The organism is Flavobacterium lacus, assembly GCF_003268815.1.
GTDB classification, from domain to species: domain Bacteria; phylum Bacteroidota; class Bacteroidia; order Flavobacteriales; family Flavobacteriaceae; genus Flavobacterium; species Flavobacterium lacus.
In genome coordinates this window covers 252,060-265,243 of record NZ_QLSV01000003.1, presented here as the reverse complement: position 1 = coordinate 265,243, position 13,184 = coordinate 252,060, and the positions used below count along the sequence as shown (strand labels likewise).

The window sequence follows — 13,184 nt, the reverse complement described above, 5'->3', positions numbered from 1 at the left end:
GTTTAGTTTAGTTTTTATTTTTTGTCGTATGCCCATTTTAAGTAGATTGAACCCCAAGTGAATCCGCCACCAAAAGCGGCAAAAATAAGGTTATCTCCTTTTTTTAATTTATGTTCAAAATCACTTAGCAATAAGGGTAATGTTGCCGAAGTCGTGTTGCCATATTTTTCAATATTGATAAGTACTTTGTTCTCATCAACCCCCATTCGACTTGAAGTGGCATCAATGATTCGTTTATTTGCTTGATGAGCCACCAACCAATCTACATCGTCATGTGTTAAGTTGTTGCGTTGCATGATTTTTTCGCTCACATCCGCCATTCCTGAAACGGCATATTTAAAAACCGTTTTACCATCTTGATAAACAAAATGTTTTCTGTTTTTTACAGTTTCCTCCGATGGAGGAAGAATAGATCCGCCGGCATCAATTTTTAAAAATTCACGTCCGATTCCGTCGCTTCGCAAGAACTCATCTTGAAGGCCAAGACCTTCATGGTTAGGCTCAAAAAGAACAGCTCCTGCACCGTCTCCAAAAATAATACAGGTTGCACGGTCGGTATAATCTATGATGGAAGACATTTTGTCTGCTCCAATTAAAAGTATTTTTTTATATCTGCCTGATTCAATGTAGGCTGCTGCTGTAGACATTCCGTAAAGAAAACTGGAACAAGCCGCTTGCAAATCATAGGCAAATGCATTTACAGCACCTATTTGAGTGGCCACATACACAGAGGTTGAAGCTACGGGCATGTCCGGTGTTGCGGTGCCAACAATTACTAAATCTATTTCTTCCGGATTGATTTTACTTTTTTCAATTAAATTTTGAGCGGCTTTTATCGCTAAAAAAGAAGTTCCATTTCCTTCTTCTTTTAATAATCTTCTTTCCTTTATTCCGGTTCTGGATGTAATCCATTCGTCATTTGTATCCACAAGGGTTTCAAGTACTTGGTTAGATAATACAAAGTCCGGAACATAAGCACCCACTGCGGTTATGGCGGCTGTTATTTTACTCATAGGGTTTGATTGTTTTTCTTTTCCCATAAAGGATAAAAGAGGTGGAAATTACAAAAAAAAATCTAAACTTGATTGTTTTGGGTTGGCTTATTTTTGTTAAAATAAAGGTATAACAAAAAAACTCCCACGAGGTGAGAGTTTATCTATATACGATAAGAAAGTACTAAGCAACAGCTTCTGTTTTGTCGATTACTACTTGTCCGCGGTAGTACATTTTACCTTCATGCCAATACGCTCTGTGGTATAAATGTGCCTCACCTGTAATTGGGCAAGTTGCAATTTGAGCAGCAGTTGCTTTATAATGAGTTCTTCTTTTGTCTCTTCTGGTTTTCGAGGTTTTTCTCTTTGGATGTGCCATTTTACTATATTATTTATCCGTTAATAGTTTTTTTAATTGATCCCATCTAGGATCAGTTTCTTCACTTTTTGTTTCTTCTTTCTTCGCTTTGACTGTCAGTGCTTGTAATTTTTCGATTGCTTCCGATTTCAATGTTCCGTCTTTTACACCGGGATGAATTCTTTTTAATGGAATTGAAAGCACAATCATTTCATAAATATACTGTGATACATCCACTTGGTGTTCGCCGTGCGGAAGGATGAGCAATTCTTCATTTTCATTGTTAAAAGCATCACCAAACTGAACTACCACATTAATTTTACCTTTAATAGGCAAATCAAATGGCTCTCCGGTTAAATCACAAGGTACATGAACTGTTCCTTTGTGCTTGAAATGCAATTCTAGCATTGTTGATTTTTTTTCTAAAACAACATCAACTTTAACATTGCAACTTTCAAATTCATCATATTCGAAGCGATCAAAGAACGTTTTATCTATTTGATAGTCAAATTGATGTTTTCCCTGCTTTAATCCGATAAACGGAATTAAATATTCATTAGATACTTTCATCTCAACAGCAATTTGTCCCAAAAATTCGGTTTGCAAAGATATAAAATTATCGCAAATGCAAGACAGTTATGAACATTTTTTTGTTTAAAACTGTCTTTCCTTTGTTTTCAGGGGTTTTTCGGTAATTTGGTTGTATTCAATTCTGGAATTATAAATGTCGATTGCCAAATAAACCGCTTCTTTGAATGAATTAAAATCGGCTTGATTTTTTCCGGCAATTTCAAATGCGGTTCCGTGATCGGGTGACGTTCTGATTTTGTTTAATCCGGCGGTATAATTAACGCCATTTCCAAACGATAATGTTTTAAACGGAATTAATCCTTGGTCGTGATAACAAGCAATGACAGCATCAAACTTTTCGTGTGATTTATTTCCGAAAAAACTATCTGCAGCATACGGACCAAAAACGAAAGTTCCGGAATCAAACATTTTTTTGATGGTTGGACGGATGATTTCATCATCTTCTTTACCAATTACACCATTATCTCCACAATGCGGATTCAACCCTAACACAGCAATTTTTGGTTTTCCAATCTTAAAATCTTGGATTAACGTTTTCTTTACCGTTTCAATTTTTTGTTTGATTAACTTTTCGGTTAGGTGTTTAGAAACTTCAGTCACCGGAATATGATCGGTTAATAATCCAATTCGCAACGAATCATTTACCATCAACATTAAAGCATCACCTTCTAATTCTTGATTTAAATAATCGGTATGACCCGGAAATTTAAATTCATCCGACTGGATGTTATATTTGTTGATTGGAGCTGTAACTAAAACATCTATAACTCCTTCTTTTAATGCTTTTGTTGCAGCTACAAATGATTTTACCGCATAACTTCCAACAATATCATTGGCAGCACCATATTCTAGATTAAAGCTTTCTTTCCAAAGATTAAAAACATTTATTTTACCGGGAACAATCTGATCTAAATTGTCAATTCCGTGAAGTATTGTGGTAGATTCAAAACTTTTTTTTAGAAAAGACAACATTTTTACGTTGGCAAAAATAACAGGAGTACATAGCTCCAACATTCTAGAATCTTCAAATGTTTTGAGAACGACTTCGCTTCCAATTCCGTTTAAATCTCCGATTGAAATTCCCACAAGAATAATTTCTGCTTTTTTAACCATGACAAGACGTAATTTATTGCTATTTTTGAAGTGCAAATTTACAAAAATAAAACTACAAATGTTTACCGGTATTATAGAAACTCTCGGAAGAATAAAATCTATTGAAAAAGAACAGAATAATGTTCACTTTACAATTACTTCCACCATTACCTCCGAATTAAAAATAGATCAAAGTGTTGCCCACAATGGGGTTTGCTTAACCGTTGTGGCTATTGATAATGACAATTACACTGTTACAGCCATAGGAGAAACAATAGACAAAACTAATTTAAGCACTTGGAAAGAAGGAGATACTGTCAATTTAGAAAGAGCAATGAAATTGGGGGATCGACTAGACGGGCACATTGTTCAGGGACATGTGGATCAAATTGGAACGTGCATTGCTGTAGAGGAAGCTAATGGAAGTTGGTATTATACCTTTAATTACGATGCTTCTTTGAATAATATTACAATTGAAAAAGGTTCTATTACTGTAAATGGTGTAAGTCTAACGGTTGTTAACTCAAAACTAAATGAATTTAGCGTAGCTATTATCCCATATACATATGAACACACAAACTTTCATTTGATAGAGAAAGGCTCTGTGATTAATTTAGAATTTGATGTGATTGGAAAGTATGTTTCTCGATTAAATGAACTTCGAAAATAAGAAAAATAAAAAACGCTGAATTATTTCAGCGTTTTTTTTATGTTTTGATTGTAGTTGTACTTATAAAAAGCAAATACCAAACCTAGTAGTAACAAAAGAACAATTCCTCCATCAATGGGTAAACCCGGCGGAGGCGGAGTGGGAGGCGGAGGGTTTGGGTTCGCTGCTGATGCTGAAGCAATAGTAGTTAACGAAACCATCCCTATGAAGCAACCCTTTAGGGTGGTTAAAAACTTATTTGGAACAATTCTCATAGGGTGTAAAAGTAAATAAATTTTCTCTTTAACAAAATATTTTGACAAATAAAGTAAAAATCTCTATAAAACAAAAACTATGTTGTTGTTTTTTTAACGTTATTCTTTGAAATTCAAAATTCATCGCCAAAAATACATTTTTTTTGTTAACTTATTTGATTTCAAAATTATATTAACGTAAAATGTTTGTTTTTGGTTTATAATTATCCAAAAAAATGGCAATAACACTTTTAAAAATAAGAAAACCTCCCATTAGAGAGAGGTTTAGTGGTCCCACTTGGGCTCGAACCAAGGACCACCTGATTATGAGTCAGGTGCTCTAACCAACTGAGCTATAGGACCGGTTTAGAGAGTGCAATATTACTACTATTTTTGATTTACTCAAAATATAAATCGTTTTATTGTAGACTTTAGTTTAAGCTAAAGGAAAGAACACTTTAATTTGTTGATTTAGAATTAGTCAAAAAGTACTTACTTTTGCAAAAAAACTGTGATGCGAAAAATTTTCTACCTCAAAACCTGTGATACTTGTAAAAGAATCATCAAATCACTTCCAAATACAACCGGTTTTATATTTCAGGATATTAAAGAAGAGCCTATAACTGTTAAACAATTAGAAGAAATTCATCAACTAGCCGGAAACTACGAAGTGCTTTTTAGCAAAAGAGCTAAATTATATAAAGAAATGGGTTTGAAAGATGAAAAACTCACCGAAGCTGATTTCAAACGATACATTTTAGAACATTATACGTTTTTAAACCGTCCGGTTATTGTGATTGACAAGAATATTTTCATCGGAAACAGTCCAAAAACAGTTCAAGCAGCCATCGGTTTTTTAGCAAATGAGTAAAAGACATTGGGCGTTGATGGCGGCCACCTTGGTTTCCATAATTTATGGTGTCACTTTTACCATTGCCAAAGATGTTATGCCCGCATTTATTGAACCATTCGGATTCATTTTACTTCGGGTTGGAGGTTCCGTAATTTTGTTTTGGATGGTTTCGCTTTTTGGTCCAAAAGAAAAAATTGCTTTAACTGATTTTCCCAGAATTATTGCTGCTGCTTTTTTTGGCGTGGCGTTAAACATGCTCACTTTTTTTAAGGGTTTAAGTTATACTTCACCCATCATGGGAGCAGTTTTGATGGTTACCACACCCATGATTGTGCTTATTCTTTCAGCTATTATTATGAAAGAACGCATGATAAAGAGAAAAATTTTCGGAATCATCTTAGGCTTAGCAGGAACTATTTCACTTATTCTTTATGGAAAATCAATGATTAATGCTCCGAACGAAATGCTTGGGAATTTATTGGTATTCATTAATGCTGTTTCCTATGGTTTTTATCTCATCATCGTAAAAAAATTGATGGATAAATACAATGCATTTACGTTTGTAAAATGGATTTACACCTTTGGTTTTCTTATGGTTTTGCCCTTTGGATGGAACGAATTTGATGCCGTAAATTGGAACATAATTCCAACAGAAATTTACTGGAAAATAGGTTTTGTAGTTGTCTTTTCTACCTTTTTGACGTATTTATTAAACTTAGTTTCGATGCGGGAATTAAAACCCACTACTGTTGCAGTATTCATCTATCTTCAACCATTATTTGCTACTATTTTTGCCATAAGTTTAGGAAAAGACGATTTGAGTTGGGTAAAAATCGGCTCAGCAATTTTGATATTCATAGGCGTTTATTTGGTAACACAGAAGAAAAAAGTAATTAGTGAATAGTGATTAGTAATTGGCTAATAATACTATATTGCTAGTCACTATTCACTAATTACTAACAACATTTTAATTATCTTTGAAAACATTTTTTACAATTTATGATACAATCAATGACCGGCTTTGGAAAAGCATCAAAGCAACTTTCAACCAAAAAAATCACTGTAGAAGTTAAGTCACTAAATAGCAAAGGACTCGATTTGAATGTGCGAATGCCTTCTGTTTACCGTGAAATGGAGTTGGGCTTACGCAATGTGATTTCTCAAAAATTAGAACGGGGCAAAGTAGATTTTTCAATTTTTATTGAAGTGACTGGCGAAGAAACTTCCTCCAAAATCAATGTGCCAATTGTGAAAGGTTACATCAATCAAATGAAAGCGGTAATTCCAAATGCCGACGAAACCGAATTGATGAAAATGGCCGTCAGAATGCCCGATGCTCTTAAAACAGAACGCGACGAAATTGATGAAAATGAATGGAATGAAATTCTAAAAGTTGTGGATGATGCGATGAAAAACATTGCTTCTTTTCGTGTAGACGAAGGGAAATCGCTTGAAAGCGAATTTGTTATTCGAATTGAAAACATTCGCAATTATATGAATCAGGCCGTAGGTATGGATACGGAGCGAATTGAAACTGTGAAAACACGTTTACGAACCGCATTAGACGAATTAGGTGCCAACGTTGATGAAAACCGTTTTGAACAGGAATTGATTTTTTACCTCGAAAAATATGATATTACGGAAGAACGTGTGCGTTTAGAAAATCACCTCAATTATTTCATCGAAACCATTGCGGGAACGGAAGCAAACGGACGAAAATTAGGTTTTATTACGCAAGAAATTGGTCGCGAGATCAATACCATGGGGTCTAAATCCAATCATTCCGAAATGCAGAAATTAGTGGTAATGATGAAAGATGAATTGGAGAAAATTAAAGAACAAGTTTTGAACGTGCTGTAATTTAAAGTATTATGAAAAATCAATGGCATTGGTTGTTCCTACTTTTAGTTTTTATTTTTAGTTCCTGCGGACCCACGATTAGGGTTTTGACAGGATTAAAGGATCCTAAAGTTGAATCTAGAGAAAGCATTCAGCGTTATCTTGCTGAAAATAAATTTGACATTAATACGAATTACTTAACGGTAAAAAGTAAAAGAGATTCCACAGAAATTTTTAATCGTTTTCTCTTTGGTTTTAATTCAGATATGATGCTTTTCAATGCAAAAACTGGCGAAAAACACTGCTTTTTAGGAACCGAGGAATGCTCTGGAATACAGATGCAGGAAGCTTTTAAAAACTTTGAAGAAAAATATACACCTTGTACTGACGTAGCTGAGCCTTCGCTAGACGATTTTCTCGCCATATTGATTAATCAGAATGGCGAGAAGATTGATAAAAATTCGCTCCCCGAAGCCGAATTTTATCTTTTTCAAACCTGGAACAAATATTTGGAATCGAAAAAGAGATTCAAAGAAAACCTTCTTTGGCTAGAGGAACTGGAAAAAAGCTCAGATAAAATAGAAATTATTTACATCAATACAGATTTACTTGATGAGTGGGGGTTAGAAAAAGGAAAGTCACTTCCGATCAAGATTAAACGAGATGGTAAAAAGTCAGTAAGTATGTATTTTGGTTCACTCCCCATCGCAAAACAACACCATGAATAAAGGAAAATTATTGGTTTTCTCAGCACCATCGGGCTCAGGAAAAACCACAATTGTGAGACATTTGCTAGCACAACCTGATTTGAATTTGGAATTCTCAGTTTCCTGTACCACGCGGGAACCCAGAGGCGAAGAAGTACACGGAAAGGACTATTATTTTATATCGCTCAAAGAATTTAAAAACCACATCAAAGCCGAAGATTTTGTGGAATGGGAAGAAGTATACCGCGATAATTTTTACGGCACTTTAAAAAGTGAAGTCGAACGCATTTGGGCCAAAGGAAAAAATGTTATTTTTGATATTGATGTAGCGGGCGGATTGCGAATAAAATCGAAATTTAGGACCGAAACATTAGCCGTTTTTGTAAAACCTCCCAGCATTGACGAGTTGAAAATTCGATTAAAAAAACGTTCTACAGAAAGTGAAGACAAAATCAATATGCGAATTGCGAAAGCATCGGTAGAATTGGCAACAGCACCACAATTTGATAAAGTAATTAAAAATTATGATTTGGAGATCGCAAAAGCGGAAGCATATGAATTGGTGAGGGAATTTGTTAGTCGATAGTATTTAGTGAATAGTCCTTAGTAAATAGTCCTTAGTCCTTAGGTTGTAGTACTTAATAAAAAACATATTTATGGCAGCTGTAAATTCATACAAAGATTTACTTATTTGGCAAAAAGGCATAAAAATTGTCCTTTTAATTTATAAACTAGTTAAAAAATTTCCTGATGACGAACGATTTGCTTTAACAAGTCAATTAAAAAGAGCATCTGTTTCAATTCCATCTAACATAGCTGAAGGTTTTGGAAGAAATACAGATAAATCATTCAGTTATTTTCTTGATATCGCTAAGGGATCATTAAATGAAATTGAAACACAACTCATTATTTCCAAAGAATTAGATTTTGTTAAAGATGAAACTTTATTTGATGAACTCATACTTATGATTCAGGAAGAGTCAAAAATGATTTATTCCTTTTCAAAAACTCTCAAAAACTAAGGACTAAGAACTAATCTATGAAAATCGGTCTCTATTTCGGCACCTTCAATCCCATTCATGTGGGGCATTTAATCATTGCCAACCACATGGCTGAATATTCCGATTTAGATCAAATTTGGATGGTGGTTACGCCACATAACCCGCATAAACAAAAAAGTACGTTGTTGGATGATTACCATCGCTTGGAAATGGTTCATTTGGCGACCAAAGATTATCCGAAAATAAGACCAACGGATATCGAATTCAAATTACCTCAACCGAATTATACCGTTAATACATTAGCTCATTTGCAGGAAAAATATCCGAATTATGAATTTGCTTTAATTATGGGCGAAGACAATTTAAATTCACTTCATAAATGGAAAAATTATGAAGTTATTCTTCAAAACCATGACATTTTTATCTATCCGAGATTAAACTCCGGTGTGATTGACGAACAATTTATCAATCATCCAAAAATTCATCGAGTAGGTGCTCCGGTGATTGAATTATCCTCTACCTTTATTCGCGAAAGTATCAAACACGGCAAAAATGTGAGAGCCGTTTTACCCGAAAACGTGTGGGCTTTTTTAGATCATAATTTGTTTTATAGGAGGTAATATAAAAGTAATTTTTTGTGTTTTTGAATAAAGTTTTTGAATTAATGAGTGTTGCAACAAAAAAACAGAATTAATTAAATGGTTATCCTCATTAGAGGATAAGACAATTATTTGGCAAATTGATGATTTTAGAAAGCAACAAAATTCTTTTGATTTTAAAAAGGAAATAAAAAGCGCAATTACAGGAGAGGAATTAAGAAGTAGAACAACCGATTTATAAAAAGTTTAAAATGGAGAAAACGAAGTTTATATTATTACTATTTTGCATCGTCTTTATCTCATGCGGTGAAAACATTGAAAAAAATTACGAATCTGATCGAATCAAAATTATTTATAAAGTTGATAATAACTTCATTTCCGAAAAAAAGATTAATTTAGACTTTTCATCAAAAGATACTATTTTACAATCAAATGGTCTCACTTTTAAGGAAATAAAAGATGTGTTTAGTAAGTCTGTAAATACAAAAATCAATGATTTTGAATTCACTTCATCTGATAAATTTGATTTTATGCTTTTAAAAAAAGATTCTTTACTTACATCAAATACTGTTTACAAAGAATTTGAACTTTTTTTATTGAAAGAAAAGTTAGCAAGAAAAGTAACAAAATGATTTGTTTGAAAGAAAGTTCCTTTTTATATAATATCTCTTAACACTCCTTTACCACTTGTTCTTTTAATCGTTTTGTAACTTTGTATGCGTTTAAGTAGTAACCCTTTTAAACTCTTAAACATTTAACCTCTTAAACAATCATACAATGACAAACTTCGATTTATACAACCCAACCAATTACATTTTTGGAAAGGGTCAAATAGCAAAACTACCTGAATTAATTCCGATAAACAGCAAAATTTTATTGGCTTATGGTGGCGGAAGTATTTTTAAAAACGGCATTTATGATCAAGTAAAATCAGCACTTTCCGGTTTTGAAATTGTAGAATTTGGTGGTATCGAACCCAATCCGCGTTATGAAACCTTAATGAAAGCGGTAGAAATCATTCGCAACGAAAAAATCACTTTTATTTTGGCCGTTGGTGGCGGAAGTGTGATTGATGGAGTAAAATTTATTTCCGGAGCCGTGAATTTTGAAGGCGATGCGATTGAAATTTTGAAAAAACGCGTTTTGTTCAAAGATGTTTCTAAAGTCATTCCGTTTGGGACGGTTTTAACCTTACCTGCAACCGGTAGCGAAATGAATTCCGGTGCAGTAGTGACGATCGAAGCTACACAAGAAAAATTAACGTTGGGCGGAAGTGCATTGTTTCCACAATTTTCAATTTGTGATCCAACTGTGGTGGCTTCTTTACCTAAAAGACAATTAGAAAATGGCGTGGTCGATGCTTTTACGCATGTAATGGAACAATACCTCACCTATCCGCACGATGCTCTTTTACAAGACCGTTTTGCCGAAAGTATTTTGCAAACGTTGATTGAAATTGGTCCGGACGTGGTTCAAAATCCATCCGATTATAAATTGGCTTCCAACTTTATGTGGTGTGCAACAATGGCATTAAATGGTTTGATTCAAAAAGGTGTTCCGAGTGATTGGGCAACACACATGATTGGGCACGAATTAACGGCTTTATACGAAATTGATCATGCCCGAACACTAGCTATTATTGGTCCGAATTTGTACCGCACGATGTTTGAAACGAAGAAAGAAAAATTAGCTCAATACGGAGAACGCGTTTGGAATGTTGAAGGAAACTCAATTGAAGAAAAAGCAACGCAAGCCATTGAAAAAACTGTTGAATTCCTTCATAAAATGGGAATGGAAACCAAACTTTCTAACTATACTTCCGATTATGAAAAAGCATCCGATTTTATCGTAAATCGTTTTGAAGAAAGAGGTTGGAAAGCGATGGGTGAAAAACAAAATATCACATTAGAAAAAGTGAGACAAATTGTGGAGATGAGTTATTAGAAAGAGTAGCTGAGTGGCTGAGATAAAAATGCAATCATTATCGTATTCCATAGAAACTCACGTTCTCAGTAACTCAGCCACTCAGAAAAAAATTCAAAAGGCGTTCCAGAAGTAATTTCCGGAACGCCTTTTTCAAAACACCAAAACAAAATTTAACTAACTCTAACTTGCCCTTGAGCAAATGATTGTTGAGTTAAAACGTAGTGTTTTTATTTTTATTGTATTGATTTTTAATATTTTATAATAATTACCAAATTCGCACTCTTTTGTCTTCGGCAATGTACATTCCGTCGCCTGGTTTAATATTGAATGCTTCATAAAAAGCATCTACATTTTGAAGCGGAACATACGCCCGATACTGACCAGGAGAATGCGTATCCGTTTTTACTAAGTTTTTTATCGCTTCGTCTCTGGCTTTGCTTCTCCAAATGGTTGCCCAAGAAATAAAGAAACGTTGTTCCGGCGTAAAACCATCAATTAAACCAGGATTTCCACTTTTCTTCAAATGGATTTTCAATCCGTCTAATGCGGCACTTACTCCACCCAAATCGCCAATGTTTTCTCCTAATGTAAATTTACCATCCACAAAAATTCCCGGTAACGGTTCTAATTGCGAATATTGATCTGCTAAAGCTCCGCCTAATTCTGTAAATTGTTTTAAATCTTCGTCACTCCACCAGTTAACTAAATTTCCATCGGCGTTGTAACGTGAACCGCTGTCGTCAAAACCGTGTGAAATTTCGTGACCAATTACCGCTCCAATTCCACCATAATTCACCGCTTCATCTGCTCTGTAATCATAAAAAGGTGGTTGAAGAATAGCTGCCGGGAAAACAATTTCATTAAACGACGGACTGTAATAAGCATTTACCGTTTGAGGAGACATTCCCCATTCGGTTTTATCGACCGGCTTTCCAAGTTTAGCAAAATTCTCGTCGTTACGCCATTTCGTAATTCGTTTAGAATTTTCAAAATAAGTTCCACCATCTTTCGGACTAATGATGGTTATTTTAGAATAATCTTTCCATTTGTCAGGATAACCTATTTTTACGTTGAATTTTTTCAACTTCGCAATTGCATTTGCTCTTGTTGATGGTGCCATCCAAGGTAGATTATTGATTCTGTTTTCAAAGGCTAAAAACACATTATCTATCATTTTTTGTGCTTTTTCCTTCGCTTCTGGTGGGAATTTTTTCTCTACATAAATTTTACCTAATGCTTCACCAAATGAGCCATTTACAGTTTGTAAAGCTCTTTCATCCAAGGGTCTTTGTTTTATTGCACCGGTTAATGTTTTTCCAAAAAATTCCCAGTTAGCATTTCCAATTTCGGTAGAAAGCATTCCTGCCGACCGGTTTAGCAATGTCCAACGCATATAGGCTTTCCAGTCTTCTACTTTATTTTCTTTGAAAATAGTTTCTAAAGCGGTCATGTATTTTGGTTGCGAAACAATTAAGGTATCCACTACCGGCAAGCCAACGCCTTTTAAATATTCTGCCCAATTAATTGTTGGCGTTAATTTTTGAAGGTCGGCCACCGTCATGGGGTTGTATGTTTTTCTTCTGTCTCTTCTTTCTACACGATCTAAACGAGGGGTAGCCATAGCAATTTCAAGAGCTAAAATTTGATCAGCACTCGCTTTGGCTTGATCTGGTTTTTCACCTAGATAACTCATCATTTTGACAATGTGAGCATGGTATTTTTCTCTTTTTTCTTTGCTGTCTTTTTCGTCTGAAATGTAATAATCTCTATCCGGTAAGCCTAAACTTCCTAATCCGACATTCACTACATTTCGGTTACTGTTTTTAGCATCTGTTCCCACGCCGACGCCAAAAAAACCAATGCCGCCTTGCGTTTCCATTTCGATTAAAAGTCTCTTTAAATCAGAAACATTTTTTACCGCATTAATCTTTTTCAAATAAGGTTCCAACGGTTTGATTCCAAGTTTATCTCTAGAAACTGTATCCATTATTGAACGGTAAAGATTTAGTGCTTTTCCTTGATCGGTTTCATTTGTATAAGCCGGATTTTGCAACGCTTCATTGAGAATAACTTTCATGTCATCGTCTGTTTTTTTACGAAGTTCATCAAAGCTTCCCCAACGCGTTCTGTCTGCTGGAATTTCATTTTTATCTAACCAATTTCCATTTACAAATCTGAAAAAATCATCGCTTGGTTTAACGGATTTATCCATATATTCCAAGTTGATTCCAATGGTTTCTTTTTTAGTTTCTTGAGCAAATCCACTGGTGAAAGCAGAAATTGTTAAAACACACAAAAGATTTTTTTTAATAGTATTCATTTA

At 34.5% G+C, this 13,184-nt stretch carries 17 protein-coding genes and 1 tRNA gene; 11 read left to right on the top strand and 7 right to left on the bottom strand.

Annotation, left to right across the window (positions count from 1 at the left end; genetic code table 11):
• Nucleotides 1–14: 14 nt before the first annotated feature.
• From B0I10_RS04305 to pdxA, 4 genes are all read right to left on the bottom strand, one after another.
• On the bottom strand, nt 15–1,013 hold the full coding sequence (locus B0I10_RS04305) for a beta-ketoacyl-ACP synthase III (RefSeq protein ID WP_112085329.1): 999 nt from the start codon (nt 1,011–1,013) through the stop codon (nt 15–17).
• A gap of 163 nt (nt 1,014–1,176) precedes the next feature.
• A complete protein-coding gene (rpmF, locus tag B0I10_RS04300; RefSeq protein ID WP_026709628.1) occupies nt 1,177–1,371 on the bottom strand; it encodes a 50S ribosomal protein L32 in 195 nt (64 codons plus the stop codon).
• A 9-nt stretch (nt 1,372–1,380) separates the two neighbouring features.
• Nucleotides 1,381–1,920: a YceD family protein gene (locus B0I10_RS04295; protein WP_112085328.1), complete on the bottom strand. Its 540-nt coding sequence runs from the start codon at nt 1,918–1,920 to the stop codon at nt 1,381–1,383.
• 84 nt (nt 1,921–2,004) lie between these two features.
• Nucleotides 2,005–3,054, bottom strand: a complete 1,050-nt coding sequence (gene pdxA / locus B0I10_RS04290; RefSeq protein ID WP_112085260.1) for a 4-hydroxythreonine-4-phosphate dehydrogenase PdxA — start codon at nt 3,052–3,054, stop codon at nt 2,005–2,007.
• A gap of 58 nt (nt 3,055–3,112) precedes the next feature.
• Here pdxA and B0I10_RS04285 point away from each other — a divergent pair, with 58 nt between their 5' ends.
• Nucleotides 3,113–3,703, top strand: coding sequence for a riboflavin synthase (locus B0I10_RS04285; protein ID WP_112085259.1), 591 nt, complete (start codon nt 3,113–3,115; stop codon nt 3,701–3,703).
• A 20-nt stretch (nt 3,704–3,723) separates the two neighbouring features.
• Here the strand turns inward: B0I10_RS04285 and B0I10_RS15890 are convergent, their stop codons facing one another.
• Nucleotides 3,724–3,798: a hypothetical protein gene (locus B0I10_RS15890; protein ID WP_394336174.1), complete on the bottom strand. Its 75-nt coding sequence runs from the start codon at nt 3,796–3,798 to the stop codon at nt 3,724–3,726.
• Nucleotides 3,799–3,817: 19 nt separating this feature from the next.
• On the opposite strand from B0I10_RS15890, the gene B0I10_RS15615 reads away from it, so the two are divergent.
• Nucleotides 3,818–3,976, top strand: a complete 159-nt coding sequence (locus tag B0I10_RS15615) for a hypothetical protein (protein WP_181456887.1) — start codon at nt 3,818–3,820, stop codon at nt 3,974–3,976.
• Nucleotides 3,977–4,225: 249 nt separating this feature from the next.
• On the opposite strand, the gene B0I10_RS04275 is transcribed toward B0I10_RS15615, so the two are convergent.
• Nucleotides 4,226–4,299 (bottom strand) — tRNA-Ile (locus tag B0I10_RS04275).
• Nucleotides 4,300–4,450: 151 nt separating this feature from the next.
• Between B0I10_RS04275 and B0I10_RS04270 the strand changes: the two genes are divergently transcribed.
• The 9 genes from B0I10_RS04270 (at nt 4,451) to B0I10_RS04230 (ending at nt 10,879) form a co-directional block, all read left to right on the top strand.
• A complete protein-coding gene (locus B0I10_RS04270; RefSeq protein WP_112085257.1) occupies nt 4,451–4,807 on the top strand; it encodes an arsenate reductase family protein in 357 nt (118 codons plus the stop codon).
• Nucleotides 4,800–5,693, top strand: coding sequence for a DMT family transporter (locus B0I10_RS04265; protein WP_112085256.1), 894 nt, complete (start codon nt 4,800–4,802; stop codon nt 5,691–5,693). Before B0I10_RS04270 ends, B0I10_RS04265 begins: the two co-directional genes overlap by 8 nt.
• Nucleotides 5,694–5,788: 95 nt before the next feature.
• The gene (locus B0I10_RS04260; protein ID WP_112085255.1) at nt 5,789–6,649 is read left to right on the top strand and encodes a YicC/YloC family endoribonuclease; all 861 of its coding nucleotides are present in this window, start codon (nt 5,789–5,791) and stop codon (nt 6,647–6,649) included.
• Between the two features lie 86 nt (nt 6,650–6,735).
• Nucleotides 6,736–7,356, top strand: coding sequence for a hypothetical protein (locus B0I10_RS04255; RefSeq protein ID WP_146740308.1), 621 nt, complete (start codon nt 6,736–6,738; stop codon nt 7,354–7,356).
• The gene (gene gmk, locus B0I10_RS04250) at nt 7,349–7,921 is read left to right on the top strand and encodes a guanylate kinase (RefSeq protein WP_112085253.1); all 573 of its coding nucleotides are present in this window, start codon (nt 7,349–7,351) and stop codon (nt 7,919–7,921) included. The genes B0I10_RS04255 and gmk overlap by 8 nt, the downstream gene beginning before the upstream one ends.
• Nucleotides 7,922–7,991: 70 nt before the next feature.
• On the top strand, nt 7,992–8,357 hold the full coding sequence (locus tag B0I10_RS04245; protein WP_112085252.1) for a four helix bundle protein: 366 nt from the start codon (nt 7,992–7,994) through the stop codon (nt 8,355–8,357).
• Between the two features lie 17 nt (nt 8,358–8,374).
• On the top strand, nt 8,375–8,956 hold the full coding sequence (gene nadD / locus B0I10_RS04240; protein WP_112085251.1) for a nicotinate (nicotinamide) nucleotide adenylyltransferase: 582 nt from the start codon (nt 8,375–8,377) through the stop codon (nt 8,954–8,956).
• 230 nt (nt 8,957–9,186) lie between these two features.
• Nucleotides 9,187–9,567, top strand: a complete 381-nt coding sequence (locus B0I10_RS04235) for a hypothetical protein (protein ID WP_112085250.1) — start codon at nt 9,187–9,189, stop codon at nt 9,565–9,567.
• Between the two features lie 145 nt (nt 9,568–9,712).
• Complete coding sequence (locus B0I10_RS04230; protein WP_112085249.1) at nt 9,713–10,879, top strand: iron-containing alcohol dehydrogenase; 1,167 nt, start codon at nt 9,713–9,715, stop codon at nt 10,877–10,879.
• 247 nt (nt 10,880–11,126) lie between these two features.
• On the opposite strand, the gene B0I10_RS04225 is transcribed toward B0I10_RS04230, so the two are convergent.
• Nucleotides 11,127–13,181 carry a M13 family metallopeptidase gene (locus B0I10_RS04225; RefSeq protein ID WP_112085248.1) on the bottom strand — a complete coding sequence of 685 codons (2,055 nt, stop codon included), beginning with the start codon at nt 13,179–13,181 and terminating at the stop codon, nt 11,127–11,129.
• Between the last annotated feature and the right edge of the window lie 3 nt (nt 13,182–13,184).

Bases quoted from the DNA above. Each gene is read 5' to 3' on its own strand.
- B0I10_RS04305 (WP_112085329.1), bottom strand. From the start codon at position 1,013: ATGAGTAAAATAACAGCCGCCATAACCGCAGTGGGTGCTTATGTTCCG.
- rpmF (WP_026709628.1), bottom strand. From the start codon at position 1,371: ATGGCACATCCAAAGAGAAAAACCTCGAAAACCAGAAGAGACAAAAGA.
- B0I10_RS04295 (WP_112085328.1), bottom strand. From the start codon at position 1,920: ATGAAAGTATCTAATGAATATTTAATTCCGTTTATCGGATTAAAGCAG.
- pdxA (WP_112085260.1), bottom strand. From the start codon at position 3,054: ATGGTTAAAAAAGCAGAAATTATTCTTGTGGGAATTTCAATCGGAGAT.
- B0I10_RS04285 (WP_112085259.1), top strand. From the start codon at position 3,113: ATGTTTACCGGTATTATAGAAACTCTCGGAAGAATAAAATCTATTGAA.
- B0I10_RS15615 (WP_181456887.1), top strand. From the start codon at position 3,818: ATGGGTAAACCCGGCGGAGGCGGAGTGGGAGGCGGAGGGTTTGGGTTC.
- B0I10_RS04270 (WP_112085257.1), top strand. From the start codon at position 4,451: ATGCGAAAAATTTTCTACCTCAAAACCTGTGATACTTGTAAAAGAATC.
- B0I10_RS04265 (WP_112085256.1), top strand. From the start codon at position 4,800: ATGAGTAAAAGACATTGGGCGTTGATGGCGGCCACCTTGGTTTCCATA.
- B0I10_RS04260 (WP_112085255.1), top strand. From the start codon at position 5,789: ATGATACAATCAATGACCGGCTTTGGAAAAGCATCAAAGCAACTTTCA.
- gmk (WP_112085253.1), top strand. From the start codon at position 7,349: ATGAATAAAGGAAAATTATTGGTTTTCTCAGCACCATCGGGCTCAGGA.
- B0I10_RS04245 (WP_112085252.1), top strand. From the start codon at position 7,992: ATGGCAGCTGTAAATTCATACAAAGATTTACTTATTTGGCAAAAAGGC.
- nadD (WP_112085251.1), top strand. From the start codon at position 8,375: ATGAAAATCGGTCTCTATTTCGGCACCTTCAATCCCATTCATGTGGGG.
- B0I10_RS04235 (WP_112085250.1), top strand. From the start codon at position 9,187: ATGGAGAAAACGAAGTTTATATTATTACTATTTTGCATCGTCTTTATC.
- B0I10_RS04230 (WP_112085249.1), top strand. From the start codon at position 9,713: ATGACAAACTTCGATTTATACAACCCAACCAATTACATTTTTGGAAAG.
- B0I10_RS04225 (WP_112085248.1), bottom strand. From the start codon at position 13,181: ATGAATACTATTAAAAAAAATCTTTTGTGTGTTTTAACAATTTCTGCT.